Consider the following 24820-nt stretch of genomic DNA (forward strand, 5'->3'; position numbering starts at 1 on the left):
GGTTGTCGCGGTTGCTGTGGTTCTCGCGGTGGTGATCGCGGTTGTTCTCACGCGCCATATCGATGCGTCCCCCGTTCTTGACGCCACCAGGATCCCGGCTCAGCGCTCCCGTGCGCACCCCTCGTCACGGAATCTCCCCGATCCGTCGGCCGCTGCGCCGCTGGTCGGCCGCGCGGGCGGTGCCACGCCTGTCGGTGGGGCGTGCGAGGATGACGGCGCAGCGGATGCGCTGGCACGTAGGACGAGCCGAAGGGACCCGACGGGACGTGAGCGAGAATCAGAACCTCCTCGCGGAGCAGCGCCGCGCCCTGATCCTCGACGAGGTGCGCCGTCGCGGCGGTGTCCGGGTCAACGAACTGACCAGGAAGCTCGGCGTCTCCGACATGACGGTCCGCCGCGATCTGGACGCGCTGGCCCGGCAGGGCGTGCTGGAGAAGGTGCACGGCGGCGCGGTGCCGGTCGTCGAGGCGAGCACCCACGAGCCGGGCTTCGAGGCGAAGTCGAGCCTGGAGCTGACCGCCAAGGAAGACATCGCACGGGCGGCCGCTCCGCTCGCCGCGCCCGGTTCGGCGATCGCCCTGTCCGGCGGCACGACGACGTATGCCCTGGCGCAGCAGCTGCTCGACGTGCCGGATCTGACGGTCGTCACCAACTCGGTGCGGGTCGCCGACGTGTTCCACACGGCGCAGCGCAGCGCGGGCACCCGGCAGGGCGCGGCCACCGTGGTCCTGACCGGTGGGGTGCGCACGCCCTCCGATTCACTGGTGGGGCCGGTCGCCGACCAGGCCATCGCCACGCTCCACTTCGACGTGCTGTTCCTCGGCGTGCACGGGATCAGCCCGGAGGCCGGCCTGTCCACGCCGAACCTGGCGGAGGCGGAGACGAACCGGCGGCTCGTGCAGTCCGCGCGGCGGGTGGTCGTCGTCGCCGACCACACCAAGTGGGGGACGGTGGGCCTGAGTTCGTTCGCCTCGCTCGACCAGGTGGACACGCTCGTGACGGACGCGGGGCTGCCGGTGGAGGCGCGCGCGGAGATCTCCGAGCACGTGCGGCTCGTGGTCGCCGGTGAGCCCGAGGCCGGTACAGACATCTGACGGTCCGACAGCTATGGTGACCGGGACCGGTCAACCTGCTGGTGGAGCTTGCCCGTTGGGGCGTCCTGTTTGGGGGCTGAACGCTCATGGCACGCCGTCTTCTGCCCGTCGGCCTCGACTTCGTCGAGACCGCTCCGCTACGACTCGTGTTCGCCCGCGAGGTGTCGGCATCGCCGGACGCGGTGTACCGGGCACTCGCCGAGGACGTGGCCGGATGGCCGCAGTGGTTCTCCGCGGTGACCTCGGCACGGCCGCTGGACGACGGGGCGCGGCGCGAGGTGCGGCTCAAGGGTGGGACGCGGTTCGTCGAGACGATCGTCGCGGCCGAGCCCGGCGAGGTGTACGCGTACCGGGTCGACGAGACCAACGCACCGGGAATGCGGGCCCTGTTGGAGGAGTGGCGGATCACGCCGACCATCGGCGGGGCGCGGGTGCAGTGGACGTTCGCGGCGGACGGGGCCGCGCCCTTCCGGGTGGGCCTGCGCGCCGGCCGGTCCGGGCTCGGCCGAGCGTTCCGCGACGCGGTCGCGGCGCTGGAACGACGACTCGCTTCGACTCCCGCCTAGGGCCTCTCCGGCGGCTCTTGCAGCGGACGCCGGTCCGGCACGCAGATCCACGATGGCTCCGCGGTCACACACAAGCACGCAGATCCGCGATGGCTCCGCGGTCACGCACAGGGGCGCGCTTCTCGCCGAGCACGTCGTCCCGCCGTTCAGGCTCCGCCGGGACCGCGCACGGATCCCCGATACGACCGGGTCCGCCGGACGGGCCCTAGCCCGGCCACCGGCCCGTCTCCAGGAGAAGGTCGATCGCCTCCGTGTACGGGCGGATGTCCAAGCCCTGCTGCTCCAGCCATGCGTCGGAGTAGTACTTGTCCAGGTAGCGGTCGCCCGGGTCGCACAGCAGGGTCACCACACTGCCCCGGCTCCCCTGCGCCACCATCTCCGCGACGATCTTGAGGGCGCTCCACAGGCCCGTACCGGTCGAGCCGCCCGCCTTGCGGCCGATGGCGGCCTCCAGGGCGCGGACCGCCGCGACGCTCGCCGCGTCCGGGACCTTCATCATCCGGTCGATGGCGCCGGGCACGAAGCTCGGCTCCATGCGCGGGCGGCCGATGCCCTCGATCCGGGAGCCGCAGTCGCTCGTCGCGTCGCAGTTGTCCGTCGTCCAGCCCTCGAAGAAGCAGGAGTTCTCCGGGTCGGCGACGCAGATGCGGGTGTCGTGCTGCATGTAGTGCACATAGCGGGCGAGGGTCGCCGAGGTGCCTCCGGTGCCCGCGGTCGCGACGATCCACGTCGGGTGCGGATAGCGCTCCAGCTCCATCTGCCGGTAGATCGACTCGGCGATGTTGTTGTTGCCGCGCCAGTCCGTGGCCCGCTCCGCGTACGTGAACTGGTCCATGTAGTGGCCGCCGGTGCGGTCGGCGAGCGCGGCCGATTCCTCGTACATCGTCCGGGAGTCGTCCACGAAGTGGCACTGCCCGCCGTGGAATTCGATCAGTCGGCACTTCTCGGCGCTGGTCGTACGCGGCATCACCGCGATGAAGGGGACACCGATCAGCTTCGCGAAGTAGGCCTCGGAGACGGCCGTCGAGCCGCTGGACGCCTCGATCACCGGGCGCCCCGGGCGGATCCAGCCGTTGCACAGGCCGTACAGGAAGAGGGAGCGGGCCAGGCGGTGCTTGAGGCTGCCCGTCGGGTGCGTCGACTCGTCCTTGAGATAGAGGTCGATGCCCCAGTGCTCAGGGAGGGGGAAGCGCAGCAGGTGGGTGTCGGCCGAGCGGTTGCTGTCGGCCTGGACCTTGCGGACGGCTTCTTTGAGCCAGGCGCGGTAGTCGGCGTCCGTGTGGTCGACGTCGAGCGTCGGCATCGGTTCGCCGGCTCCGCCGTCGCCCACAGGGTGGCCTTGTTCGATGGTGCTCACCGCGCGGCTCCTTCACGTCGTTCCGAGCGTCGGCCCCGGGCGGGGCCCCGGACACGAGGGCGCACGGCGGACCGGCACGGCACCGGCCGCAATCGGCCGGACGCCTCGATCATAGACACCTTCCGCACGCTTCTCACCTGCATAAACACGCCTTTGAGGGCCTCAAAGGCACGCCTGGCAGCACGGGGGAACGCGCGTGCGAGGGGGCGCACATTCCGATTGCGCCCGATGCTTCACACCGCGTCCACAAGGGCACTGGTGCTCCTGGCCACGTGCGTGCAGACTGCACGGCACCAACGCATCGAGGGGGCGACACGGCATGGCGGAGCCGGAGTTCACGGCGACGGGCGTGCGGATCGGGCGGCGGCTGCGCTCGCTGACCCGGGCCGGTCAGGTCCGGATCAAGGGGGGCAGGCTGGAGCTGCTCACGAGTTACGGCAGTGAGATCGACAGCGCGCCACTGGGTGAAGTCCGGGCGGGCAAGCCCTGGTTCGGCTCCGAGGACCGCGCGACGGCCGAGGTCGACGGCAGGCGGTATCTGCTCCGGCTCGGCGGCCAGTCCGGCGAGGCGGGACCACCGGCCGCCCGCCGTTTCATCGAGGCTGTGCGCCGGGCCACCGCGCGCCCCACATAGCTCCACGGTTTCCGGTCGGCAGCCGCGCTTCGCAGCGGTCGAAGTTGCACGCCCGCACCCCCTGGGTCACTCTGGTCACACATCACTACTCAGGGTTTACCGGCGATGACGCTGCGAACCAGCCCGCCGGACACACGCAGCGGGCGGTCCTGTCACAGCGTGGTCGTACCGCTCGATCCGTACTCGTCTTCTTCCGGACCTCATTCGGGGAGTCGCAGCCGTGATCAGCCAGCCGAGCAGGCATTGCACGGTGGAGCTCCAAGCCCTGCCGTCGCGGATCGGTCAGGTCCGCAGAATCGTATCGGCGCAATTGCGCTACTGGCATCTCGATCCGTTGATCGACCTGGCCGCACTCGGTGTCACCGAGCTACTGACCAACGTCCACCGGCACGCGGAGCCGGACAAGATGTGCACCGTGGAGATCGAGCTGTACCCGGACCGGCTGACGGTCTCGGTGTACGACCACGACCCCCGGCTGCCTGAGGTGCGTGACGCGGATCCGCTCGCGACGTGCGGCCGCGGTCTGTCGATGGTCGCCTCGGTCAGCGAGAGCTGGGGGGTCAGGCCGAGCGGCGACGGCGGCAAGGTCGTCTGGTTCACGCTGCCCGCCCCCTCCCCTGCGGTCGCCCTGCCTCCGTACCCCGTGTACGCGACGGCGCCCACCGCGTACGCCGGGACACGCGCTCCCGCCCGGTCGGCCGTCGCAGGCTGACCGGGCGGTGATCACCGCTGTCGTACGTCACCTCGCGTACGACGTCCGCGCGCGGGTCACTCCGTTGCGATGGCGCGCAGGACGTCCAGGCGTGCCGCCCTGCGGGCCGGTCGCAGGCCCGCCAGTGCGCCCGCGGCGAGTCCGACCAGCGCCACGACGGCGAGTTGCAGGGGCGGCAGCGCGAACGCGAAGGCGCTGTCGCTCGCCCCGTCCGACGCCTTGACCAGGACCCAGCCGAGGAATCCGCCGAGGACGAGTCCGCCGACCGTGCCGAACGCGGCGACGAGGACGGACTCCCAGCGGACCATGGCCCGCAACTGGGGCCGGGTCTGACCGACGGCGCGCAGCAGTCCGAGTTCGCGGGTGCGCTCGTGGACCGCCAGGGTCAGGGTGTTGGCGATGCCGAGCAGCGCGATCAGGACGGCCAGCGCGAGCAGGGCGTAGACGAGGGTGAGCATCATGTCGATGCCGGCCGCGGACGACTGGGCGTACTCGTCGCGCGTCTGTACGTCGGGGTCGCCGTAGGCCGCCGCCACCTTCTCGACGGCCGCGGTGCCGTCGGCGTCGCTCACGCCGTCCTTGAAGGTGACGGAGATCAGCGTGTCGGAGTCCTGTGCGCGGTGCGGAGCCCAGGCCTCGCGGGTGATGACGTGGTCGCCGACGAGTTCGGAGCGGCCGTAGACGGCGCGGACGGTGAAGGTTCGTTCCGTGCCGTCGGTGAACGCGAGCCGGACCGGGTCGCCGAGCGCGAGGTGTTCGTCGTCGGCCGCGGACCGGGTGAGTGCCAGGCCGTCCGTGCCGAGGTCGTCCAGGGAGCCCTGGACCGTGCCGAGGTCGAAGGCGGATGCGAGCTTCTTCGGGTCGGTGACGGTGAGGGCACGCCCCTCGCCGTCGACGTCCGCGACGCCCTTGCCGAGGCCCACGGCGGTGGCGACCTCGGGCTGCCGGGCGAGGGCGGGGGCGAGTTTCGGGCTGAGGCCGCTGCCGCCCGCGCCGAACGACGGGGTGGAGACGGCGACGTCGCCCGCGAAGGACCGGTCGACCGTCTGGTCCATGGTCGCCTTGAGGGAGGCGCCGAACACGGTGAACAGGGAGACCACCGCGACGCCGATCATCAGGGCGCCGGCCGTGGCGGCGGTCCGCTTCGGGCTGCGCAGGGCATTGCGGCGGGCGAGTCCGCCGGTGACGCCGCGCAGCGTGTCGAGCGGGCTGCCGAGGACCCGTACGGCCCGGGTGGACGCGACCGGTCCGAGGACGACGAACGACGTGAGGACCAGGACGCCCCCGATGCCGGCGAGGGTGACGGACGGAGCGGCGAGGACACCGAACAGGGTGATGGCGAGCGCGGCCAGGCCGAGGACCGTGCCGATGACGGCGCGGCGGCGGGAGGCGCCCGACGCGTCGACGGTGGTCTCGCGCAGCGCGGCCAGTGGCGCGGTGCGCCCCGCGCGCAGGGCGGGCAGCAGGGCCGAGCCCAGGCAGACCAGGACACCGACGGCCAGCGGCAGCAGCAGGGACAGCGGACTGACCACCAACTCCCCTTCAGGGAAGGGGAATCCGATCGCGGGGAAGAGCGCCTGCAATCCGGCGGCGATCCCGATGCCGCCCGCGAGACCGGCGGCCGACGCGAGGACGGCGACGACGCTCGCCTCGACGAGCGTCGACGCGGTCACCTGTCGGCGGGACGCGCCGAGCGCCCGCAACAGGGCGTTCTCCCGGGTGCGTTGGGCCACGACGATCGCGAAGGTGTTGTGGATCGAGAACGTCGCGACGAGCAGCGCGATGCCGGAGAACACGAGGAGGAAGGTGGTGAACAGGGTCAGGAACTGGCCGGAGATCATGTCGGTGTTCTCCTGCGCCGACTCCTGACCGGTGAGGGCCTCGATCCCGTCGGGCAGCTCGCCCTTCAGCGTGTCGACGAGCTCCCGCTGGCTGATGCCGGGCCCCGCCCGCACCTGGATGGTGGAGGCCTCGCCCGGCTTCGGGGTGAGGTACTTCTCCGCGTCGGCACGGGTCATGCCGGTATAGGTGACCTGGGCCATGCCGTCCTCGCCGCCGAACGTCGCGAGGCCGACGATCGTGACCTTCACCGGGTCGGGGGTGCGCAGGGTGGTGGTGTCGCCGATCTTCAGGTCGCCGGTCTTCGCGGCGCCCCGGTTGACGACGACCTCACCGCTCTGGCGCGGCGCCCGCCCATCGGCGAGCTGGTACGCATTGAGGTCCGGGTCGTCGATCCAGTTGCCGGCGAGGGTCGGCGGGCCCTGGCCGCCGATGGGCTCGCCGTTCGCGCCGACGAGCTGGCCCGCGCCCTGGATGACGGGCACGGCGGCGGCCACGCCCGGCTCCTTCTCCAGGTCGTCCGCGAGGGACGCCCGCACCGGCTGCCGGGTGCCCTGGCTCTCACCGGGCGTGGTGATGACGTTGGTGCTGCGCACGACGGCGTCCGTGCCGCTGCCGGCACCGGCGAACAGCGCGTCGAAGCTCGCCCGCAGCGTGTCGCCCATGACCAGGGTGCCGGCGAGGAACGCGACGCCGAGCAGGACGGCGGTGAACGTTCCGGCGAAGCGGCGCTTGTGCGCGAGAAGCGACTTCAGACTGAGGCGTGCGGAGGCGTTCATGACGATCCGCCCTCCTGTCGTGACGGGCGCGACGGGTCCGACGGACCGGGCGAGTGCGACGCGGCGCCGTCGAAGGCCTTCATACGGTCGAGGACCCGGTCGGCGGTGGGGTGTTCCATGTGGTCGACGAGGCGCCCGTCGGCGAGGAAGACGACCTCGTCGGCGTGGGCCGCGGCGACCGGGTCGTGGGTGACCATGACGACGGTGCGGCCGGTGCGCCGGGCCGCGTCGCCGAGCAGCCCGAGGACCTCCCCGCCGGAGCGCGAGTCGAGGTTGCCGGTGGGCTCGTCGGCGAAGACGACGTCGGGCCGGCCCGCGAACGCCCGTGCCACGGCGACGCGTTGCTGCTGGCCGCCGGAGAGTTCGGCGGGCCGGTGGTGCAGCCGGTCGCGCAGTCCGACGACGTCGATGAGGGCGTCGAGCCACTCCCGGTCGGGCCGGGCGCCCGCGAGGTCGATCGACAGCGTGATGTTCTCGGCGACGGTGAGCGTCGGCACCAGGTTGAAGGCCTGGAACACGAACCCGATGCGGTCGCGCCGCAGCAGGGTCAGGCGCTTGTCGTCGAGGGCGCTCAGATCGGTGTCGCCGAGGTACGCGGCGCCCTCGCTGAGCGTGTCGAGCCCCGCCGCGCAGTGCATGAGGGTCGACTTGCCGGAGCCCGACGGCCCCATGATCGCGGTGAACCGTCCGGCGCGGAAGCCCACGCTCACGCCGTCGAGGGCACGGACGGCGGTGTCGCCCGCCCCGTACACCTTGACGGCGTTCTCGACGCGCGCCGCGGTCCCGGTGAGCGTCGCGGTGGTCATGCCGCACCGCCCTTGGTGTCGGCGTGCCGCCCGAACTCCTCGTTCAGGACGCTCAGCCGGCGCCAGTACTCGTCCTCGTCGATCTCACCGGCGGCGAAGCGGCGGCCGAGGACGGCGATCGGCGAGTGCTCCTCCACGCGGGGGCCGGGGCGCCACGGTCCGCGGCGGCCGCGCCGGACGGTGCGGCGCAGCAGGGTGACGACGCCGACCACCGCGGCCGCCCAGATCAGCGGGAAGAGAAGGATCCACGGGCCGGGGCCGCCGCCGCCGAAGTGCGCGAGGGTCTGCATCTGACTCATCTCCCGAAGTGGGTCGTTGTGTGATGAGTCGAGCGTCGCGCCGCCGGGGGGTCCGAGTCGTCGTACGGCCAGCGGCAGTGCGCGTACCACCGCGGGAGTACAGGAGCCCTCGCCGACTGCTCCCCCCGTGCGTCGGCCCCGGCCTTGCCGTCTGTAACTACTAGTATGTACGGTGAGCTCATGAGCACTCAGGACCGGCTGATCGAGACGACCCGTGAGCTGTTGTGGGAGCGCGGCTATGTGGGCACGAGCCCCAAGGCGATCCTCCAGCGCGCGGGCGTCGGCCAGGGCAGCATGTACCACCACTTCACCGGGAAGGGCGATCTCGCACTCGCCGCGATCACCCGCACCGGTGAGGAGATGCGGGCCATGATCGACGGGCTGCTCGACGCCGGCGGGTCCGCGTACGAGCGGATCGAGGCGTATCTGCTGCGCGAGCGCGACGTGTTGCGCGGCTGCCCGGTGGGGCGGCTGACGATGGACCCGGACGTGATCGCCAGCGACGAGCTGCGCGCGCCGGTCGAGGCGACCATCGCCCACCTCAAGGACCGGCTCGCGGTTGTCGTCCAAGAGGGCGTCGACGGCGGGGAGTTCGCGCCGCACCTGGTGGCGGCCGATGTCGCGGCGGCGATCGTCGCGACCGTGCAGGGCGGTTACGTCCTGGCGCGGGCCGCAGGCAGCACGGACGCGTTCGACATGGGCGTACGCGGCCTGCTCTCCCTCCTCTCCCCGTCCTCCCCCGCCGCCTCTCGCACCCCTTCCCCCGACCTTCCGAAGGACTGAGGACTTCCCCGTGCACATCACGCGCACCCGCCCCGCATCGCTGCGGGGCCCGGCCGACAACTTCACCGGCACGGTCTGGCTCGACCAGGTCGCCGCACCCGAACTCCCCTCCCGGCTGCGGATGTTCAGCGTGCACTTCGCTCCCGGCGCGCACACCGCCTGGCACACCCATCCGCACGGACAGGTCCTGCACGTCCTGGCGGGCGAGGGCCGCGTGCGGCGCGAGGGCGGCGAGGTGGAGGTGATCCGGGCCGGCGACACCGTCTGGATCGAGCCGGACGAATGGCACTGGCACGGCGCGGGGCCGCACACGTTCATGACGCATCTGGCGACCGTCGAGGCCGCCGAGGACGGGACGACGACGTGCTGGGGCGCCCATGTCGTCGACGGCGACGCCACCCCGGCGCGCTGAGGCGGAGGGACACACCGTGCAGGCGATGCAGTACGAGATCACGTTGCCGGCCGACTACGACATGGGCGTCATCCGCGACCGGGTGCGGACCAAGGGTCACCTGATGGACGACTTCCCGGGGCTCGGCGCCAAGGCGTACCTGATGCGGGAGCGCGGCGTGGACGGCTCGCCCGTGAACCAGTACGCGCCCTTCTACCTGTGGCACACCCCGCAGGGCATGAACTCCTTCCTGTGGGGTCCCGGATTCCAGGGCGTGGTCGCCGACTTCGGGCGGCCCGTCGTCCAGCACTGGACGGGCGTGGCGTACGCGGAGGGGCCGGCCGGGGCGGGTACCGCACGGGCCGCCGTGCGGCGCCGCACCCCGCTCCTCGCGGGCTGCCACGCGGGTGACCACCTTCCCGACGTGATCGCGGAGTCGGTTCGGGAGACCGCCCAACTCGGCGACGAGGACGGCTTGTTGTACGCCTCTTCCGTCGTCGACCCGCGCACCTGGGAGCTGGTGAGCTTCTCCGTCTGGGACCACGCGGCGCCGACAGCACCCGGCGACCTCTACCAGGTGCTTCACCTGTCCGATCCCGGGCGCGACGCACTGACTCCGGGGAGGCAGTGGTGAACGCGACCGTCCGCAGCGTCCAAGGGGACCTGGATCCGGGGCAGTTGGGCGTGGTCGACTCGCACGACCATCTCTTCTTCCGCAGCCCGCTGCTGCCGGGGCAGGAGTTGGACGACGTGGACCTCGCGCGGCGGGAGTTGGAGTCCTACGCGGCGGTGGGCGGCGGGACCGTCGTGCAGTGGACGCCGTACGGTCTCGGGCGGCGCGCCGCGGAGCTGCCCGCGCTGGCGGCGACGACCGGGGTGCGGATCGTGGCGGCGACCGGGCTGCACCAAGCCGCCCACTACACACCGGAGTCGCTCGCGCGGCGGGCCGACGATCTCGCCGAGGTCTTCGTGCGCGAGCTCACGGAGGGCATCGCGGGCAGTGGCGTACGGGCGGGTCTGATCAAGGTCGCCGGAGGGTTCCACGCGCTCGACACGCACGCGCGGTGGACGATGCGGGCGGCGGCCGAGGCGCATCACGCGACCGGGGCGCCGATCGCCGTCCACCATGAGCTGGGCACGGGCGCGCTGGACGTACTCGACCTGCTGTGCGGGGAGTTGGAGGTGCCGGCGCACCGGGTGATCCTCGGTCACCTCAATCGGTCGCCCGACGTCGTGGCGCACCGGGAGGCCGCGCGGTCCGGCGCCTATCTGGCCTTCGACGGGCCGTCGCGGGCCAACCACGCCACCGACTGGCGGATGCCGGACGCGATGGCGGCGCTCGCCGCCGGCGGATACGCGGACCGACTGCTGCTCGGCGGCGACACGACGAGCGCCGGGGCGCGTTCGGTGAGCGGTGGGCCCGGCATGCCGTACCTGCTGCGCCGGGTGCGGCCGCGCCTGGAGGAGTCGCTGGGCGAGGAGGGGGTGCGGCGGGTACTGGTCGCGAACCCGGCGCGAGCGTTCGCGGTGGAGTGGGCGTGACGGTTCCGGTGGGCTGAGTCCTTGAGGATGGACGGTCTGGGGCCCGGCGACCGGACGGCCCAGCAGTCCGGAGACTGGACGGTTCCGCGGCCCGGCGGTCCGGAGGTCAGCGGCTGGAAGGCCGGCCGTCCGGAGGCCGGCGGTCGGAGACCGGTCGTCCCAAGGTCAGCGGCTGGAAGGCCGGCCGCCCGAAGGCCGGCGGTCGGAGACCGGTCGTCCCAAGGTCAGCGGCTGGAAGGGCGGCCGTCCGGAGGCCGGCGGTCGGAGACCGGCCGCCCGAAGGCTGACGGCCAGAGACCGGCCGCCCGAAGGCTGACGGCCAGAGACCGGCCGCCCGAAGGCTGACGGTCGGAGACCAGTCGCCCGAAGGCTGACGGTCGGAGACCGGTCGCCCAAAGGCTGACGGCCGGCGTCTCTGGAGACCGGGCGGAGACCTGAGTTCCTGCCCAGCCGCTGGCGGCGAGCGCTCCGCCGGGTCAGCCCGCCGTGAGCGCGCCCAGCGGATCGTCGAGGACCGGCTGCCACGCCAACTCGGCTGCGCCGACCAGGCTGTTGTGGTCGAGCGTGCACGCCAGGATCGGCACGCCGCCGCTGCGCCCCCACAGGCTGCGGTCGGCCACGACGGCGCGCAGCCGCTCCGGGTCGGCGTCCAGGAGGGCGCGGTGCAGTCCGCCGAGGATGATGCGGTCCGGGTTGAGGATGTTGACCAGTCCCGCGAGGCCGAGGCCGAGCCGGTCGATGAGGGCCTCGGTGGCCCGGCGCACCCCCGGGTCGTCCTTGGCCTGGGTGAGCAGGTCGCGGGCCTGTTCCAGGAGGGAGCGCTCGGGGCCGGGGGTGCGGCCCGCCTCCGCGAGGAAGGCGAGCGGGTCGGCCTCGACGTCGAGACACCCGCGGCTGCCGCAGTGGCAGGGCCGGCCCTCGGGGTTGACGGTGAGGTGGCCGACCTCCAGGGCGAGGCCCGAACTGCCCGAGTGCAGGCGGCCGTCGAGCACCAGGGCGCCGCCCACACCGCGGTGTCCGGTGGCGACGCAGAGCAGGTCCCTCGCGCCGCGTCCGGCGCCGTGCCGGTGTTCGGCGAGGGCGCCGAGGTTGACGTCGTTCGCGGCGAACGCCGGGGTGGGCAGCCCCGCTTCGCGTACGCAGTCGGCGAAGATCTGGCGGACCGGGGCGCCGACCGGCCAGGCCAGGTGCAGCGGGTTCAGCGCGGTGCCGTCGGGTTCGGCGACGGCGGACGGCACGGCGAGCCCGGCGCCGACACAGCGCCGCCCGGTGCTCTCCAGGAGCCGGACGCCCGCTTCGACCACGGAGCGCAGCACGTCCGCCGGGTCCGGGTCGATGATCTCGCAGCCGGGCGTGGTGGCGACGATGTGCCCGCCGAGTCCGACGAGGGCCGCGCGGTAGCCGTCCGAGTGGACCTGGGCGGCGAGCGCTACGGGCCCGTCCTCCGCGACGGAGAGGCGGTGCGAGGGACGGCCCTGGGAACCCGCGGCGGCGCTCGGCTTCGCGTCGATGCGGATGAGGCCGAGGGCCTCCAGTTCGGCGGCGACCGCGCCGGCCGTGGCGCGGGTCACCCCCAGTTCGGCGGTGAGTACGGCGCGGGTCGGCGCACGTCCGGTGTGGACGAGTTCGAGCGCGGGACCGAGCGCGCTGCGGCCCCGCTCCAGACGCGGTGGCCGCGCGGCACCGTCGCCCGCCGTGTGGTTCCCGCTCCCGGAGGCCGCCCTGCCGCCCATCAGCAACTCCTCGCCCTGATCACGGTCTGGAATGGTAGCCGGTGAACGACGTCGCCCCCCGGCCCGGAGGTGACCCCGGGTACCGGGAGGCGGGCGCGGGGCCGCACCGCGGGCGTCAGCCCCGTACCACCCCGATCAGCTCGCTGACCGTACGGGTCATCGCCTCGCGTCCGACGGTGAGGTACTTGCGGGAGTCGACCGCGTCCGGGTGCGTCGCGAGGAACTCCCGTATGGCGGCGGTCATCGCGATGTTCAGGGCCGTACCGACGTTGACCTTGGCGATGCCGCCGCGGACCGCCTCGGTGAGTTCGCCGTCCGGGACGCCCGACGAGCCGTGCAGGACGAGCGGCACGTCGAGGCCGTCGGCGAGCCGCTTCAGCAGGTCGTGGTCGAGGGCGGCGGTGCGGGTGGTCATGGCGTGCGAGGAGCCGATGGCGACGGCGAGGGCGTCGACGCCCGCGTCGGAGACGTAGGCGCGGGCCTCACCGGGGTCGGTGCGGGCGCCCGGGGCATGCGCGTCCAGCGGCGCCGCCCCGTCCTTGCCGCCGACCTCGCCCAGTTCGGCCTCCACCCACAGGCCGTTGGCGTGCCCCCAGTCGGCGGCGGCGCGGGTCGCGGCGAGGTTCTCGTCGTAGGGCAGCCGCGCGGCGTCGTACATCACGGAGCTGAACCCGGCGTCGACGGCCTGCCGCAGCAGGTCGTCGCTCTGGACGTGGTCGAGGTGGAGGGCGACGTCGACGCCCGCCCCCTCGGCGACGGACGCGGCCGCGCGGGCCAGCGGCAGGAGGCGGCCGTAGCGGTAGCGGACGGCGTTCTCGCTGATCTGGAGGATGACGGGCGCGTCGACGGCCTCGGCGCCCGCGACGACTGCCTCGACGTGTTCGAGGGTGATGACGTTGAACGCGGCGACGGCGCCGCGCCGGTCCGCCGCGGCACCGACGAGCGTCCCTGTGGTGGCGAGGGGCACGGTCTCTCCCTTCTCAGGTCTCTCTGGTCCTGGTCGACAGCGGTCAGTTGTCGGTGAGGATGACGGAGCGGGTGAGGTGGCGCGGCTGGTCGGGGTCGAGGCCGCGGCGGGCCGCGACGGCGACGGCGAGGCGCTGTGCGCGGACGAGTTCGGCGAGCGGGTCGAGGCCGCCCTCGATCCAGAGCGCGCCGGTCCCGGCGACCTCCTCGGCGAGGCCCTCGGGGGCCTCGCCCAGCATCCAGGTGGCGGTGCCGGACGTGGTGACGCTGATGGGGCCGTGGCGGTACTCCATCGCGGGGTACGCCTCGGTCCACGACAGGGACGCCTCGCGCATCTTCAGCGCCGCCTCGTTGGCGAGGCCGACCGTCCAGCCGCGTCCCAGGAACGTGAACTGGTCGCAGTCCACGAGGCCTTCGGGCAGCGGCTCGGCGAGCGCGGTGCGCGCGTCGGCGACGGCCTGCTCGGTGTGCAGGCCGAGGTGGGCCCGGAGCAGAGTGAGCGCGGTCGTGGCGAAGCGGGTCTGCACGACGGACTTCTCGTCGGCGAAGTCGAGCACGACGAGGTCGTCGGCGGCCGTCCGGATCGGCGTGTCCGGGTCGCCCGTGACCGCGGTCGTCGGTGTCGTCCCCTTGAGGGCGGCGAGGAGGTCGAGGACCTCGGTGGTGGTGCCGGAGCGGGTGAGCGCGACCACCCGGTCGTAGCGGCGCCCGGCCGGGAACTCCGACGCGGCGAAGGCGTCCGTCTCGCCCTGCCCGGCCTGTTCGCGCAGCGCGGCCGCGGCCTGGGCCATGAACCACGAGGTGCCGCAGCCGACGATCGCGACCCGCTCCCCCGCGGCCGGCAGCGCCGCCTCGTGCCGCGCGGCCAGGTCCGCGCCACGCGTCCAGCACTCCGGCTGGCTGGTCAGCTCGTTCTCGACATGGCTCATGCCGTGCCCCACTCCCCGATCGATGTCGCCCCAGAACTGCATGCTTGTTCGTGCAAGATATAGCGAGCTTTCAATCACAATCAAGCATTCGCGCGCACACGGGCTAGGGTCTGTGCGGACACATGACGAGTCGTACGACGATTGGAGGCCGCGGATGTCCCGCGACGCCCGGTGGAAGTCCCTCCTCGAACTGCTCGTCGAGCGCGGCCGTCTCGACGTGGAGGAGGCGGCGGGCGAACTGGGCGTGTCCGCCGCGACGATCCGCCGCGACTTCGACCAGCTCGCCGAGCAGCAGATGCTGGTACGCACGCGCGGCGGCGCGGTCGTGCACGGCGTCAGCTACGAGTTGCCGCTGCGCTACAAGACCGCGCTGGGCGCCGCCGAGAAGCAGCGCATCGCCAAGGCCGTCGGCGAGCTCCTGTCGCCCGGCGAGGCGGTGGGCCTGACCGGCGGCACGACCACGACCGAGGTCGCGCGGGCGCTCGCCGTCCGCCCCGACCTCGCCTCCGGCACCCCCGCCCTGACGATCGTCACGAACGCCCTGAACATCGCCAACGAGCTGGCCGTACGGCCCCAGTTCAAGATCGTGCTGACCGGCGGCGTCGCCCGCGCGCAGTCGTACGAGTTGATCGGTCCGCTCGCCGACGGGGTGCTGAGCCAGATCACGCTGGACACCGCGGTGCTCGGCGTCGTGGGTCTCGATGTCACGCACGGCGCGTCCGCGCACGACGAGGCGGAGGCCGCGATCAACCGGCTGCTGTGCGAGCGGGCGGAGCGCGTGATCGTCGCGGCGGACTCCAGCAAGCTGGGCCACCGGGCGTTCGCCCGGATCTGCGCGGTGGAGCAGGTGGACATCCTGGTCACGGACACGGCCGCCGACAAGGAGACCCTCGCGCGGTTCGCGGAGGCGGGGCTTCAGGTCGTCGCCGTCTGAGGCCGGACCGGCGCGCAGAGCTTCGGGCGAGGGCGCGTGGTGCGCAGGCACCGCGCGCCCTTTCGTGTGCCATGGCGCACACCGGCAACCCCCTTGTCCCCCGCCGCTTTCCGCACCTAACCTGACTTTGTGTCGCTACTAAACAAACTGGGAACCGTCAGCGCCGACGGCCCACGCCCCGCCTCCCTGACCCGCCTGCGCGTCGCCCTCACCGTCTTCTTCGCCCTCGACGGATTCGTCTTCGCGGGCTGGGTGGTCCGCATCCCCGCGATCAAGGAGCAGACCGGGGCGTCCGCGAGCCAACTCGGGCTCGCCCTGCTCGGGGTGTCGGCCGGCGCCGTCGTCACGATGATGCTGACCGGGCGGCTGTGCCGCCGCTTCGGCAGCCACGCGGTCACCGTGGCCTGCGGCGTCCTGCTCCCCCTGACGGTCCTGCTCCCGCCGCTGACGCACTCTCCGCTCGCCCTCGGACTCGTCCTGCTGGCGTTCGGAGCGGCGTACGGCGGTATCAACGTGGCGATGAACAGCGCGGCCGTCGATCTCGTCGCCGCCCTGCGCCGCCCGGTCATGCCGAGCTTCCACGCGGCGTTCAGCCTCGGCGGCATGGTCGGATCCGGCCTCGGCGGCCTCGTCGCCGCGCATCTCTCCCCCACCCGGCACCTGCTGGGCATCACGGTCATCGGCCTGGTGGTCACGGCGGTGACGGCGCCGACCCTGCTGCGCACGCCCGCGCCCCGCCCGCCGGAAGGTATACGGACTCCGGCAGGATCACGCCCGATCGACCGTCGCGTACGCGGCCTCGTCCTGGTCTTCGGCCTCATCGCCCTGTGCACGGCGTACGGCGAAGGGGCCCTCGCCGACTGGAGCGCCCTGCACATGGAGCAGGACCTGCACGCCCACCCGGGCGTCGCCGCCGCCAGTTACTCGTGCTTCGCGTTCGCCATGACGATCGGCCGGCTCAGCGGCACGTCGCTGCTCGAACGGCTCGGCAGGGCACGGACGGTGGTCTTCGGCGGCGCGACGGGCGCGGCCGGGATGCTGCTCGGTTCGCTGGCGCCGTGGGCGTGGCTCGCCCTCGTCGGGTTCGCGATCACGGGGCTCGGGCTCGCGAACATCTTCCCCGTCGCGGTCGAGCGGGCCGGGGCGCTCGCGGGCCCGACCGGCGTCGCCGCCGCGTCCACGCTCGGCTACGGCGGGATGCTGCTCGGCCCGCCGGCGATCGGCTTCATGGCGGACTGGTTCTCGCTGCCCGCGGCGCTGACGAGCGTGGCGCTGCTCGCGGCGGTGGCGGCGACGATCGGGTTCGCGACACGGCGGTCCGCCACCGTGTGACCCGTGAAATCCCCTGGGTTCGAGCACGCTCCACCCGGCAGACTCGCCCCCATGGAAATCGCCGAGCACATTCAGATCGTCGACACGCAGGGCCGGTCGCTCGCGGCCGCCGCCGAGGAGGCGGGCGTCGACGCGAAGGTGGCAGCCTGTCCCGACTGGCAGGTGCGCGACCTGCTGCGCCATCAGGGCGCGGTGCACCGGTGGGCCGCCTCGCACGTCGAGCAGGGCTCCGCGCGGCCGCTCCCGCTGACCGAGCGGGCCGACCTCGACGGCGACGCGCTGCTCGCATGGTTCCGGGAGGGACACCGCCACCTCGTCGATACGCTGACGAACGCCGATCCCGGGCTGGAGTGCTGGGCCTTCCTGCCCGCCCCTTCACCGCTCGCCTTCTGGGCGCGGCGCCAGGCCCACGAGACGACCGTGCACAGCGTGGACGCGCGGTCGGCGCTGAACCCCGCCGAGCAGGCCCGACCGGAGGCGATCTCGGCGGAGTTCGGGGCGGACGGCATCGACGAACTGCTGACCGGCTTCCACGCGCGGGCGCGCAGCCGGGTGCGTTCGGACGTGCCGCGGGTGCTGCGGGTCCGCGCGACGGACGTGGACGACGCCGTGTGGACGGTGCGGATCACCGAGGAGCCACCCGTGACGGTGCGCGGCGCGGTGGGCGACGCGGACTGCGAGGTGTCGGGCCCCGCGGCCCGGCTCTACCTGGCGCTGTGGAACCGGCTGCCGCTGCCGGACGTGAGCGGTGACGCCGCGCTCGCCGCACTGTGGCGCGAGCGTTCGGGAATCTGAGCCACGCCAGGGGGCCTGCACGCAGGCGGCAGGTCGCGCGGGCCGTCAGGCGTCGGCCGCACCGGATTCGCCGGACGGCTCCAGCATCCGGCCGAGCACGGCCCTCTGGAGCGGCCGTACTCGCGCGTGCAGGTCACGGCCCTTCGGCGTGAGACAGACGCGCACCCCGCGCCGGTCCTCGCTGCACATGCCGCGCTCCACGAGGCCGTCCTTCTCCAGGCGGCCGATCAGACGGGACAGGGCGCTCTGGCTGAGGTGCACCTGTCCGGCGATCTCCTGCACCCGGAAGCCGGAGATACCGTCCTCCGGCGCGCCCTCGGCGAGCACGTCGAGCACTTCGAAGTCACTGGCGCCCAGGCCGTGCCGGTGCAGCGCGCGATCGAGCTCGCACATGGTGCGCGCGTGTACCGCGAGGATGTCCCGCCACTGATCCACGAGGCCCGACGAGGGCTCCGCTTCCGACTTCTGTGCCGCCATGACCGCACCGTAGCAGAAAAGACGCCGTTTGTTGCATCGGAATTAAATGCACTTGCAGTCAATGCATGTGCATGTACTGTGCTCCGCATGACCTCTCCGCTCACCGACGCCCCGGCGTCCGCTCCGTCGTCCCCGGAGCACTCCGCAGCGCACCAGGAGCGCTGGTCCCCGCGTCTGTGGGGAACCCTCCTCGTGCTCTGCGCCGCGATGTTCCTCGACGCGCTCGACGTCTCGATGGTCGGCGTCGCGCTGCCCTCGATCGGCTCGGAACTCGGCCTGTCGACGTCGACCCTCCAGTGGGTCGTCAGCGGCTACATCCTGGGCTACGGCGGCCTGCTGCTCCTCGGTGGCCGCGCGGCCGACCTGCTCGGGCGGCGCCGTGTCTTCCTGATCGCACTCGCCGTCTTCGCGCTCGCCTCACTGCTCGGCGGGCTCGTCGACTCCGGACCGCTGCTCATCGCGAGCCGCTTCATCAAGGGCCTCAGCGCCGCGTTCACCGCGCCGGCCGGCCTGTCCATCATCACGACCACGTTCGCCGAGGGCCCGGTCCGCAACCGCGCCCTGTCCATCTACACCACCTGCGCCGCCACCGGCTTCTCCATGGGCCTCGTCCTCTCCGGCCTGCTGACGGAGGCGAGCTGGCGCCTGACCATGCTGCTGCCCGCGCCGATCGCGGTGATCGCCCTGCTGCTCGGCCTCAAGCTCATCCCGCACAGCGCCAAGGAGGAGAACCACCGCGGTTACGACGTCCCCGGCGCCATCACCGGCACGCTCTCTATGCTGCTGCTGGTCTTCACGGTGGTCGAGGCACCCGAGGCCGGCTGGGGCTCGCCCCGCACGCTGCTCTCGTTCCTGGCCGTCGCCGTCCTGTTCGCCGTGTTCGTACGGATCGAGCGGCGCTCGCCGGGGCCGCTGATCCGGCTCGGCGTACTGCGCTCCGGCACCCAGATCCGCGCGCAGATCGGCGCCATGACCTTCTTCGGCTCGTACGTGAGCTTCCAGTTCCTCGCGACGCTCTACCTCCAGTCCCTGCTCGGCTGGTCGGCGCTGAGCATGGCCCTCGCGTTCCTGCCGGCGGGCGCCCTGGTGGCGCTGTCGTCGACGAAGGTCGGCGCGATCGTGGACCGCTTCGGCACCCCGCGGGTGATCGCGGTCGGCTTCGCGCTCATGGTCGTCGGCTACGCCCTCTTCCTCCGCATCAACCTCGACCCGGTCTACGCGGCCGTCATCCTGCCCACGATGCTGCTGATCGGCGCGGCCTGCGCGCTGGTCTTCCCCTCGCTCAACATCCAGGCCACGAACGGCGTGCACGACGACGAGCAGGGCATGGTCTCCGGCCTGCTCAACACGTCCGTGCAGGTCGGCGGCGCGATCTTCCTCGCGGTGGTGACCGCCGTCGTCACGGCGAACGCCCCCGAGGGCTCCTCGCCGCAGGCGGTCCTCGACAGCTTCCGGCCCGGACTGGTGGTGATCACGGCGGTCGCCCTGGTGGGCCTGCTGGTCACGCTGACCGGTGTGCGCGCCCGGCGTCCGCAGGAGTCGCTCGTGGTCGTGCAGTCCGCGCCGGTACAGGCCGCCGAGGAGCCGGTCGCGGTACGGGACTGACCACGGCGGCGTGTTCGGGGGACGGGGCCCGCAGGCGACACACTCGCCTGCGGGCCCCGCGCCGCTTCTCCTCGCGACCGGAGCACTCCCTGCCGGTGCCGTCTTCCTGCTGTTCGCTCCGCCGGTGCTCATCGGCGCCGTCGCGGGCGGTGCGGCCTCGGGGCTCCTCGGAGTGGGGCGCGGCGGTCGCGGGCGTGGGCTTCTTCGTGCGGGTGGCACGGGTGCGGTGGCGCTTCGGACGGCGGACGCGGCGGCAGGGCCTGTGACTCAGCCCAGCCATCCGGGCCGCACGAGCCCCGACTCGTAGGCGAGGACGACCAGTTGGGCCCGGTCGCGGGCGCCCAGTTTCACCATGGTGCGGCTGACATGGGTCTTCGCCGTGAGCGGGCTGACGACCAGGCGGCGCGCGATCTCCTCGTTGGACAGGCCGATCCCGACGAGCGCCATCACCTCCCGCTCCCGCTCGGTCAGTTCGGACAGCGACGCGACGGCCGACGGCTCCTTGGAGCGGGCCGCGAACTCGGCGATGAGCCGCCGTGTGACCCCGGGCGAGAGCAGCGCGTCGCCGTGCACCACGGCCCGGACCGCCCGGAGCAGCTCCTCCGGCTCGGTGTCCTTGACGAGGAATCCCGAGGCCCCGGAGCGGATCGCCTCGAAGACGTACTCGTCGAGTTCGAAGGTGGTGAGCATGACGACCTTCACCTCCGCCAGGTCCGGTTCCCCGCTGATCCGGCGGGTCGCGGCGAGCCCGTCGAGCAGCGGCATCCGGATGTCCATCAGCACCACGTCCGGCTTCAACTCCCGGACCAGACGCACCGCTTCGTCGCCGTCGGATGCCTCGCCCGCGACCTCGATGTCGCCCTGCGCGTCCAGGAGTGCCTTGAATCCGGCGCGGACGAGCGACTGGTCGTCGGCGAGCAGTACGCGGATCAACGGGGGGCCTCCGATGACGGGGGTGGCGGGGGTGAGGGAGGTGACGGGGGTGACGGGGGTGCTGACGAGGTTGCGGTCGATGCCTCGGTGAAGGGCAGGTCGGCGACGACCCGGAACCCGCCGTCGGGGCGCGGGCCCGCCTCGATCGTGCCACCGAGGGCGGCGGCACGCTCGCGCATTCCCGCGAGCCCGTTGCCGCTGCCGCCGGCCTCCGCGTGACTGGCGGGCCCGTCGTCGTCGACGGTGAGCGTCAACGCCCGCTTGCCGTAGCCGAGTCGGACCCGCGCCCGCCGTGACTCGGAGTGCCGCACGACATTGGTCAGCGCCTCCTGCACGATCCGGAACGCGGCGAGATCGGCGCCCGGGGGCAGCGCGGGCCGCTCCCCGTCCGTGGTGACGTCGACGGTGAGTCCGGCCCCGGCCGCCTGCTCGACGAGCTCGGGCAGCCGGCCCAGCCCGGGTGCCGGGGCGCGTGGCGCGTCGCCGGGTGCCCTGAGCGTGTCGAGCACCTGCCGCACCTCCCCCAGGGCCTCCTTGCTGGCCTCCTTGATGGTGGTCAGCGCGGTCCGCGCCTGCTCCGGGTCCGCGTCGAGCAGCGCGAGCCCGACGCCCGCCTGCACATTGATCACGGAGATGGAGTGGGCCAGTACGTCGTGCAGTTCGCGCGCGATGCGCAGCCGCTCCTCGTCGGCCCGCCGCCGGGCCGCCTGCTCCCGCTCGGCCCGTGCCTGCTGCCACTGTTCGCGGCGTACCCGGGCCAGCTCGGCGACGGCCACGATCGCCAGCACCCACGCGGCGACGAACCCCTCCTGCCCCCATGACGCGGGCCCGTCCCCGGACGGCGGCAGGTACGCGTAGAGCCAGTGCCCGACGGCGAGGTGCCCCACCCAGAACAGTCCGGCGGCCGCCCACGCGGCCCACCGGTGCCCGGCGACGATCGCCGAGAAGCACGCGAGCGCCACCGGCAGGAACACGGGACCGTACGGATACCCGGCGCCGAGGTACACGGTCGCGCACACCGCCGTCCCGAAGGCGACGACGACGGGGTGGCGCTGCCGCCACAGCAGCAGCACGCCCCCGGCGATCAGCAGGAGCCGCGCGAAAAGGTCCAGGTCGGCCCGCTCCGGCTGCCCGCGCGCCGCGAAACCGGAACCCAGCAGGACGAACGCGGTGACCAGCACCGTGGACCGCCACGGCCACCGGCGGGCGCCGTCGCCCTGCCATCGGCCGGGCCCCTGGTGCCACCACGGCGGGCCCTGCCACGACCGGTGGGAGCCGGTCAGCGGGCCTGGCGGTCCGCCGCGCCCGCGGCCGGGCGCACCGCCGTCGCGTCCTTGCTGCTCGTCCATGCCGCCACGCTAAGGGCCGCGGGCCTCCAGGGGCGTCAGCCGGGCGAGGTGATCACACGTACTCCCCGGGAGTACGTGCCGCTACGTGCCGCTCGCGCGCGGCGTCGCGTCGGGGGCGCGGGGCGCCGCGGAGGAGGCCTGCGTCGCGCGACGGTGCACGGGTCTACTTCACCAGGCCGACGCCATGGGCGAGTTGCGCCACCGCGTGCGCGAAGAACGGGCTCCGGTCCTCCACGACCCGGTTGAACTGTCCGAACAGCTCGAAGCCGACCAGCCCGTACAACTGCGCCCACGCGGCGACCAGCGCGATCACGACGGCCGGCGGCAGGTCGGGAGCGAGATCGGCGGCGATCCGCTCGGCCTCGGGGCGCAGCCCGTCCGGCAGCGGCGGCAGCGCCACGCCCTTGTCCTCGTACGCCTCACGGACGATGCGGATGAGCAGCAGGCCGACGCGTGCCGCGGGCTCGACCGTGCTCGACGGCGCGATGTAGCCGGGCACCGGGGAGCCGTAGATGAGCGCGTACTCCTGCGGGTGGGCGTGCGCCCAGGTCCGCACCGCCTGGCACACGGCGACCCAGCGGCGGGCCGGCGTCACCTCGTGTCCGGCCTCCCGGAACGCGGCGTCCGCGCGTTCGGCGGCGACGCCGAGCGAGTCGTACGCGTCGATGATCAGGGCCGTCAACAGCTCGTCGCGGCTGGGGAAGTAGCGGTACAGGGCCGAGGAGACCATGCCGAGTTCGCGGGCGACGGCGCGCAGCGAGAGCTTGGCTCCGCCGCCCTCGGCGAGCTGCCTGCGGGCCTCGTCCTTGATGGCGGCGGTGATCTCCTGCCGGGCGCGGGCGCGGGCACCTTGCGCGGTCGCGCTCCGTGGGGGCGTGCTGCGGCTCGTACTCATGCGGGCCAGTGTCGCACGGGAACGGATCGGTGCCCACGGTTCGGAGCGCCGCACACAAAAGAGAGCACTGCTCTTGCTTTGGATCGCCGATCCGGTGCACACTGCTCTCAAGCGAGAGCACCGCTCTCGGTTTCCTTCCCTTCCGTCTCTTCGCTTCTCTGCCACAGGAGGATCTGATGTCCACAGCCACCCCGCACGTGCAGAAGCCCGGCTGGATCACCGTGAACGTCGTCAACCGCGCCATGGCCTTTCTGACCCGCCGGGGCCTGAGCATCCGCGGCTCTCGGGTCATGGCGGTGCGGGGCCGCAAGACCGGCGAGTGGCGCACCACCCCCGTCAACCCGCTGACCGTCGGCGCCGAGCGGTACCTCGTGGCGGCGCGCGGCCACGTCCAGTGGACCCACAACATGCGGGTGGCCGGCGGCGGCGAACTGCACCTGGGGAAGAAGACCGAGGAGTTCACCGCCATCGAGGTCGCCGACGACGACAAGGTGCCGGTGCTGCGCGCCTACATCACGCTGTGGAAGGCGGAACTCGGCGCGTTCTTCCAGGGCGTGACCCCGGACTCCTCCGACGAGGAGCTCCGCAGGATCGCCCCCGACCACCCCGTCTTCCGCATCACGACGAAGGCCGCCTGAACCATCGGTCCCACACGGACCGCACTGCCTGCACTGCCGGCACAGGCCGCACGGCCCACGCGGCCCGCGGCGGTCAGCCGTCGAAGCGTGACAGCGCCCGCCCGGCCATCGGGTGCGTCCGCACCAGTTCGCCCAGCGAGGAGGAACCGCGGGTGATCCTCGCGAACGCGTTCCACGCGGGCCGGAAGCCGGTCAGGGCCGCGTGCAGCAGTCCCGGCTTGCGCTCGAAGACGTTCAGCATCTTCTTGCCGACGGCCATCTCCACACCGAGCCCCGCCTTGATCGCGAAGGCGTAGTTCAGCGCCTGACGGCGGGCGTCCACCGCGTCGTGCGACTCGGAGATCCGCACCGCCCACTCGCCCGCGAGCCGTCCCGACCGCAGCGCGAACGAGATGCCCTCACGGGTCCACGGTTCGAGCAGCCCCGCCGCGTCACCGCACACCAGGACCCGCCCGCGCGAGAGCGGGGAGTCGTCGGCGCGGCAGCGCGTCAGATGCCCGGAGGAGACGGACGGTTCGAACCCGGCGAGGCCGAGACGTCCGATGAAGTCCTCCAAGTACCTCTTGGTCGCGGCGCCTTCTCCGCGCGCCGAGATGACTCCCACCGTCAGCGTGTCGTCCTTCGGGAAGACCCATCCGTAACTGCCGGGAATGGGGCCCCAGTCGATGAGGACGCGCCCGCGCCAGTCGTCGGCGACCGTCTCGGGCACCGGGATCTCCGCCTCCAGGCCCAGGTCGACCTGGTCGAGCTTGACCCCGACGTGTGCTCCTATGCGGCTGGCGCTGCCGTCGGCGCCGACGACCGCGCGGGCCAGGACCGTCTCGCCGTCCTGGAGGACCACGGCGACCGTCCGGCGGTCGGGGACGGCGGACCCGTGCTGCTCGACGCGGGAGACCGCGACGCCGGTGCGCAGCTCGGCGCCCGCCTTCTGTGCGTGCTCGACGAGCTGGGCGTCGAACTCGGGCCGGTTGATCAGCCCGAACAGCATGCTCTTGGAGCGGCGGGTCCGCGTGTACTTGCCGTTCAGGGAGAACGTCACCGCGTTGATCCGGTCCTTGAACGGCAGGTCGAAGCCCGGGGGCAGCGCGTCGCGGGACGGGCCGATGATGCCACCGCCGCACGTCTTGTAGCGGGGCAGTTCGGCCTTCTCCAGAAGCAGGACCCGACGCCCGGCGACCGCGGCCGCGTAGGCGGCGGACGCCCCGGCGGGTCCCGCGCCCACGACGACGACGTCCCACACCTGTGCCGACCCCTCGTCACCCATCTCGTTGCCGCCCGCCGAGTTCTCGCTGCTCACGATGGTCTACTGCTCCCGAATCGCCGACCTGGGCATGCCTGCCGCACCTTTACCGCGCATCCTACGGCGGGCGGCGCCGAGACCCTCTGTGGGAGGATCATCGGCACACCCTGCACAACGTCGCACCTACGAGGA

The 24820-nt window shown here is 72.8% G+C and carries 25 protein-coding genes; 13 read left to right on the forward strand and 12 right to left on the reverse strand.

Going from position 1 to position 24820, the window contains the following annotated elements:
* Positions 1-266: 266 nt before the first annotated feature.
* Together V2W30_RS03655 and V2W30_RS03660 are read left to right on the forward strand one after the other, a co-directional pair.
* Positions 267-1094 carry a DeoR/GlpR family DNA-binding transcription regulator gene (locus tag V2W30_RS03655; RefSeq protein WP_338693608.1) on the forward strand — a complete coding sequence of 276 codons (828 nt, stop codon included), beginning with the start codon at positions 267-269 and terminating at the stop codon, positions 1092-1094.
* Positions 1095-1180: 86 nt separating this feature from the next.
* Positions 1181-1660 (forward strand): SRPBCC family protein, encoded by a 480-nt coding sequence (locus V2W30_RS03660; RefSeq protein WP_338693610.1) that lies wholly within the window; start codon positions 1181-1183, stop codon positions 1658-1660.
* 205 nt (positions 1661-1865) lie between these two features.
* Here the strand turns inward: V2W30_RS03660 and V2W30_RS03665 are convergent, their stop codons facing one another.
* Positions 1866-2963, reverse strand: a complete 1098-nt coding sequence (locus tag V2W30_RS03665; RefSeq protein ID WP_338703465.1) for a PLP-dependent cysteine synthase family protein — start codon at positions 2961-2963, stop codon at positions 1866-1868.
* A gap of 373 nt (positions 2964-3336) precedes the next feature.
* Between V2W30_RS03665 and V2W30_RS03670 the strand changes: the two genes are divergently transcribed.
* Positions 3337-3651, forward strand: a complete 315-nt coding sequence (locus V2W30_RS03670; RefSeq protein WP_338693612.1) for a hypothetical protein — start codon at positions 3337-3339, stop codon at positions 3649-3651.
* A gap of 220 nt (positions 3652-3871) precedes the next feature.
* Complete coding sequence (locus V2W30_RS03675; RefSeq protein ID WP_338693613.1) at positions 3872-4363, forward strand: ATP-binding protein; 492 nt, start codon at positions 3872-3874, stop codon at positions 4361-4363.
* A gap of 56 nt (positions 4364-4419) precedes the next feature.
* On the opposite strand, the gene V2W30_RS03680 is transcribed toward V2W30_RS03675, so the two are convergent.
* From V2W30_RS03680 to V2W30_RS03690, 3 genes are read right to left on the reverse strand one after another with little or no spacing between them, the layout of a single operon-like run.
* On the reverse strand, positions 4420-6981 hold the full coding sequence (locus V2W30_RS03680; protein ID WP_338693614.1) for an ABC transporter permease: 2562 nt from the start codon (positions 6979-6981) through the stop codon (positions 4420-4422).
* Entirely contained in the window at positions 6978-7787 is an 810-nt protein-coding gene (locus V2W30_RS03685; protein WP_338693615.1) for an ABC transporter ATP-binding protein, read from the reverse strand. Before V2W30_RS03685 ends, V2W30_RS03680 begins: the two co-directional genes overlap by 4 nt.
* Positions 7784-8077 (reverse strand): SHOCT domain-containing protein, encoded by a 294-nt coding sequence (locus V2W30_RS03690; RefSeq protein ID WP_338703466.1) that lies wholly within the window; start codon positions 8075-8077, stop codon positions 7784-7786. Before V2W30_RS03690 ends, V2W30_RS03685 begins: the two co-directional genes overlap by 4 nt.
* A 189-nt stretch (positions 8078-8266) precedes the next feature.
* On the opposite strand from V2W30_RS03690, the gene V2W30_RS03695 reads away from it, so the two are divergent.
* Genes V2W30_RS03695 through V2W30_RS03710 form a run of 4 tightly spaced genes read left to right on the forward strand, consistent with a single transcriptional unit; the run spans position 8267 to position 10802 of the window.
* Positions 8267-8869 (forward strand): TetR/AcrR family transcriptional regulator, encoded by a 603-nt coding sequence (locus tag V2W30_RS03695; RefSeq protein WP_338693617.1) that lies wholly within the window; start codon positions 8267-8269, stop codon positions 8867-8869.
* Positions 8870-8879: 10 nt separating this feature from the next.
* Entirely contained in the window at positions 8880-9281 is a 402-nt protein-coding gene (locus tag V2W30_RS03700; RefSeq protein WP_338693619.1) for a (R)-mandelonitrile lyase, read from the forward strand.
* Between the two features lie 16 nt (positions 9282-9297).
* Positions 9298-9894 (forward strand): DUF4865 family protein, encoded by a 597-nt coding sequence (locus V2W30_RS03705; RefSeq protein ID WP_338693621.1) that lies wholly within the window; start codon positions 9298-9300, stop codon positions 9892-9894.
* Positions 9888-10802 (forward strand): phosphotriesterase, encoded by a 915-nt coding sequence (locus tag V2W30_RS03710; protein WP_338693622.1) that lies wholly within the window; start codon positions 9888-9890, stop codon positions 10800-10802. The genes V2W30_RS03705 and V2W30_RS03710 overlap by 7 nt, the downstream gene beginning before the upstream one ends.
* Positions 10803-11278: 476 nt before the next feature.
* Here V2W30_RS03710 and V2W30_RS03715 read toward each other — a convergent pair whose 3' ends face one another.
* From V2W30_RS03715 to V2W30_RS03725, 3 genes are all read right to left on the reverse strand, one after another.
* Positions 11279-12535: an ROK family protein gene (locus V2W30_RS03715; RefSeq protein WP_338693624.1), complete on the reverse strand. Its 1257-nt coding sequence runs from the start codon at positions 12533-12535 to the stop codon at positions 11279-11281.
* A 115-nt stretch (positions 12536-12650) separates the two neighbouring features.
* The gene (locus V2W30_RS03720) at positions 12651-13502 is read right to left on the reverse strand and encodes a class II fructose-bisphosphate aldolase (RefSeq protein ID WP_338693626.1); all 852 of its coding nucleotides are present in this window, start codon (positions 13500-13502) and stop codon (positions 12651-12653) included.
* 43 nt (positions 13503-13545) lie between these two features.
* Positions 13546-14430 (reverse strand): sugar isomerase, encoded by an 885-nt coding sequence (locus V2W30_RS03725; RefSeq protein ID WP_338693627.1) that lies wholly within the window; start codon positions 14428-14430, stop codon positions 13546-13548.
* Between the two features lie 154 nt (positions 14431-14584).
* Between V2W30_RS03725 and V2W30_RS03730 the strand changes: the two genes are divergently transcribed.
* The 3 genes from V2W30_RS03730 to V2W30_RS03740 all read left to right on the forward strand — a co-directional run bounded on the left by V2W30_RS03730 (position 14585) and on the right by V2W30_RS03740 (position 17491).
* Positions 14585-15364, forward strand: a complete 780-nt coding sequence (locus V2W30_RS03730) for a DeoR/GlpR family DNA-binding transcription regulator (protein ID WP_338693628.1) — start codon at positions 14585-14587, stop codon at positions 15362-15364.
* A 129-nt stretch (positions 15365-15493) separates the two neighbouring features.
* Entirely contained in the window at positions 15494-16696 is a 1203-nt protein-coding gene (locus tag V2W30_RS03735; RefSeq protein ID WP_425244477.1) for an MFS transporter, read from the forward strand.
* A 51-nt stretch (positions 16697-16747) separates the two neighbouring features.
* Entirely contained in the window at positions 16748-17491 is a 744-nt protein-coding gene (locus V2W30_RS03740; protein WP_338693630.1) for a maleylpyruvate isomerase family mycothiol-dependent enzyme, read from the forward strand.
* 45 nt (positions 17492-17536) lie between these two features.
* Here V2W30_RS03740 and V2W30_RS03745 read toward each other — a convergent pair whose 3' ends face one another.
* Positions 17537-17968 carry a MarR family transcriptional regulator gene (locus V2W30_RS03745; RefSeq protein WP_338693631.1) on the reverse strand — a complete coding sequence of 144 codons (432 nt, stop codon included), beginning with the start codon at positions 17966-17968 and terminating at the stop codon, positions 17537-17539.
* An 87-nt stretch (positions 17969-18055) separates the two neighbouring features.
* Here V2W30_RS03745 and V2W30_RS03750 point away from each other — a divergent pair, with 87 nt between their 5' ends.
* Complete coding sequence (locus tag V2W30_RS03750) at positions 18056-19573, forward strand: MFS transporter (protein ID WP_338693632.1); 1518 nt, start codon at positions 18056-18058, stop codon at positions 19571-19573.
* A 267-nt stretch (positions 19574-19840) separates the two neighbouring features.
* Here the strand turns inward: V2W30_RS03750 and V2W30_RS03755 are convergent, their stop codons facing one another.
* The 3 genes from V2W30_RS03755 to V2W30_RS03765 all read right to left on the reverse strand — a co-directional run bounded on the left by V2W30_RS03755 (position 19841) and on the right by V2W30_RS03765 (position 22750).
* Positions 19841-20506, reverse strand: a complete 666-nt coding sequence (locus V2W30_RS03755; protein ID WP_338693633.1) for a response regulator transcription factor — start codon at positions 20504-20506, stop codon at positions 19841-19843.
* The gene (locus tag V2W30_RS03760; RefSeq protein WP_338693635.1) at positions 20503-21855 is read right to left on the reverse strand and encodes a sensor histidine kinase; all 1353 of its coding nucleotides are present in this window, start codon (positions 21853-21855) and stop codon (positions 20503-20505) included. Before V2W30_RS03760 ends, V2W30_RS03755 begins: the two co-directional genes overlap by 4 nt.
* 163 nt (positions 21856-22018) lie before the next feature.
* Entirely contained in the window at positions 22019-22750 is a 732-nt protein-coding gene (locus V2W30_RS03765; protein ID WP_338693636.1) for a TetR/AcrR family transcriptional regulator, read from the reverse strand.
* A 176-nt stretch (positions 22751-22926) separates the two neighbouring features.
* Between V2W30_RS03765 and V2W30_RS03770 the strand changes: the two genes are divergently transcribed.
* Positions 22927-23388 (forward strand): nitroreductase/quinone reductase family protein, encoded by a 462-nt coding sequence (locus V2W30_RS03770; RefSeq protein WP_338693637.1) that lies wholly within the window; start codon positions 22927-22929, stop codon positions 23386-23388.
* A gap of 73 nt (positions 23389-23461) precedes the next feature.
* Here V2W30_RS03770 and V2W30_RS03775 read toward each other — a convergent pair whose 3' ends face one another.
* Positions 23462-24685, reverse strand: coding sequence for a geranylgeranyl reductase family protein (locus V2W30_RS03775; RefSeq protein ID WP_338693638.1), 1224 nt, complete (start codon positions 24683-24685; stop codon positions 23462-23464).
* Positions 24686-24820 lie beyond the last annotated feature (135 nt).

Origin of the sequence: Streptomyces sp. Q6 (assembly GCF_036967205.1) — a bacterium.
Classification (GTDB): Bacteria; Actinomycetota; Actinomycetes; order Streptomycetales; family Streptomycetaceae; genus Streptomyces; species Streptomyces citrinus.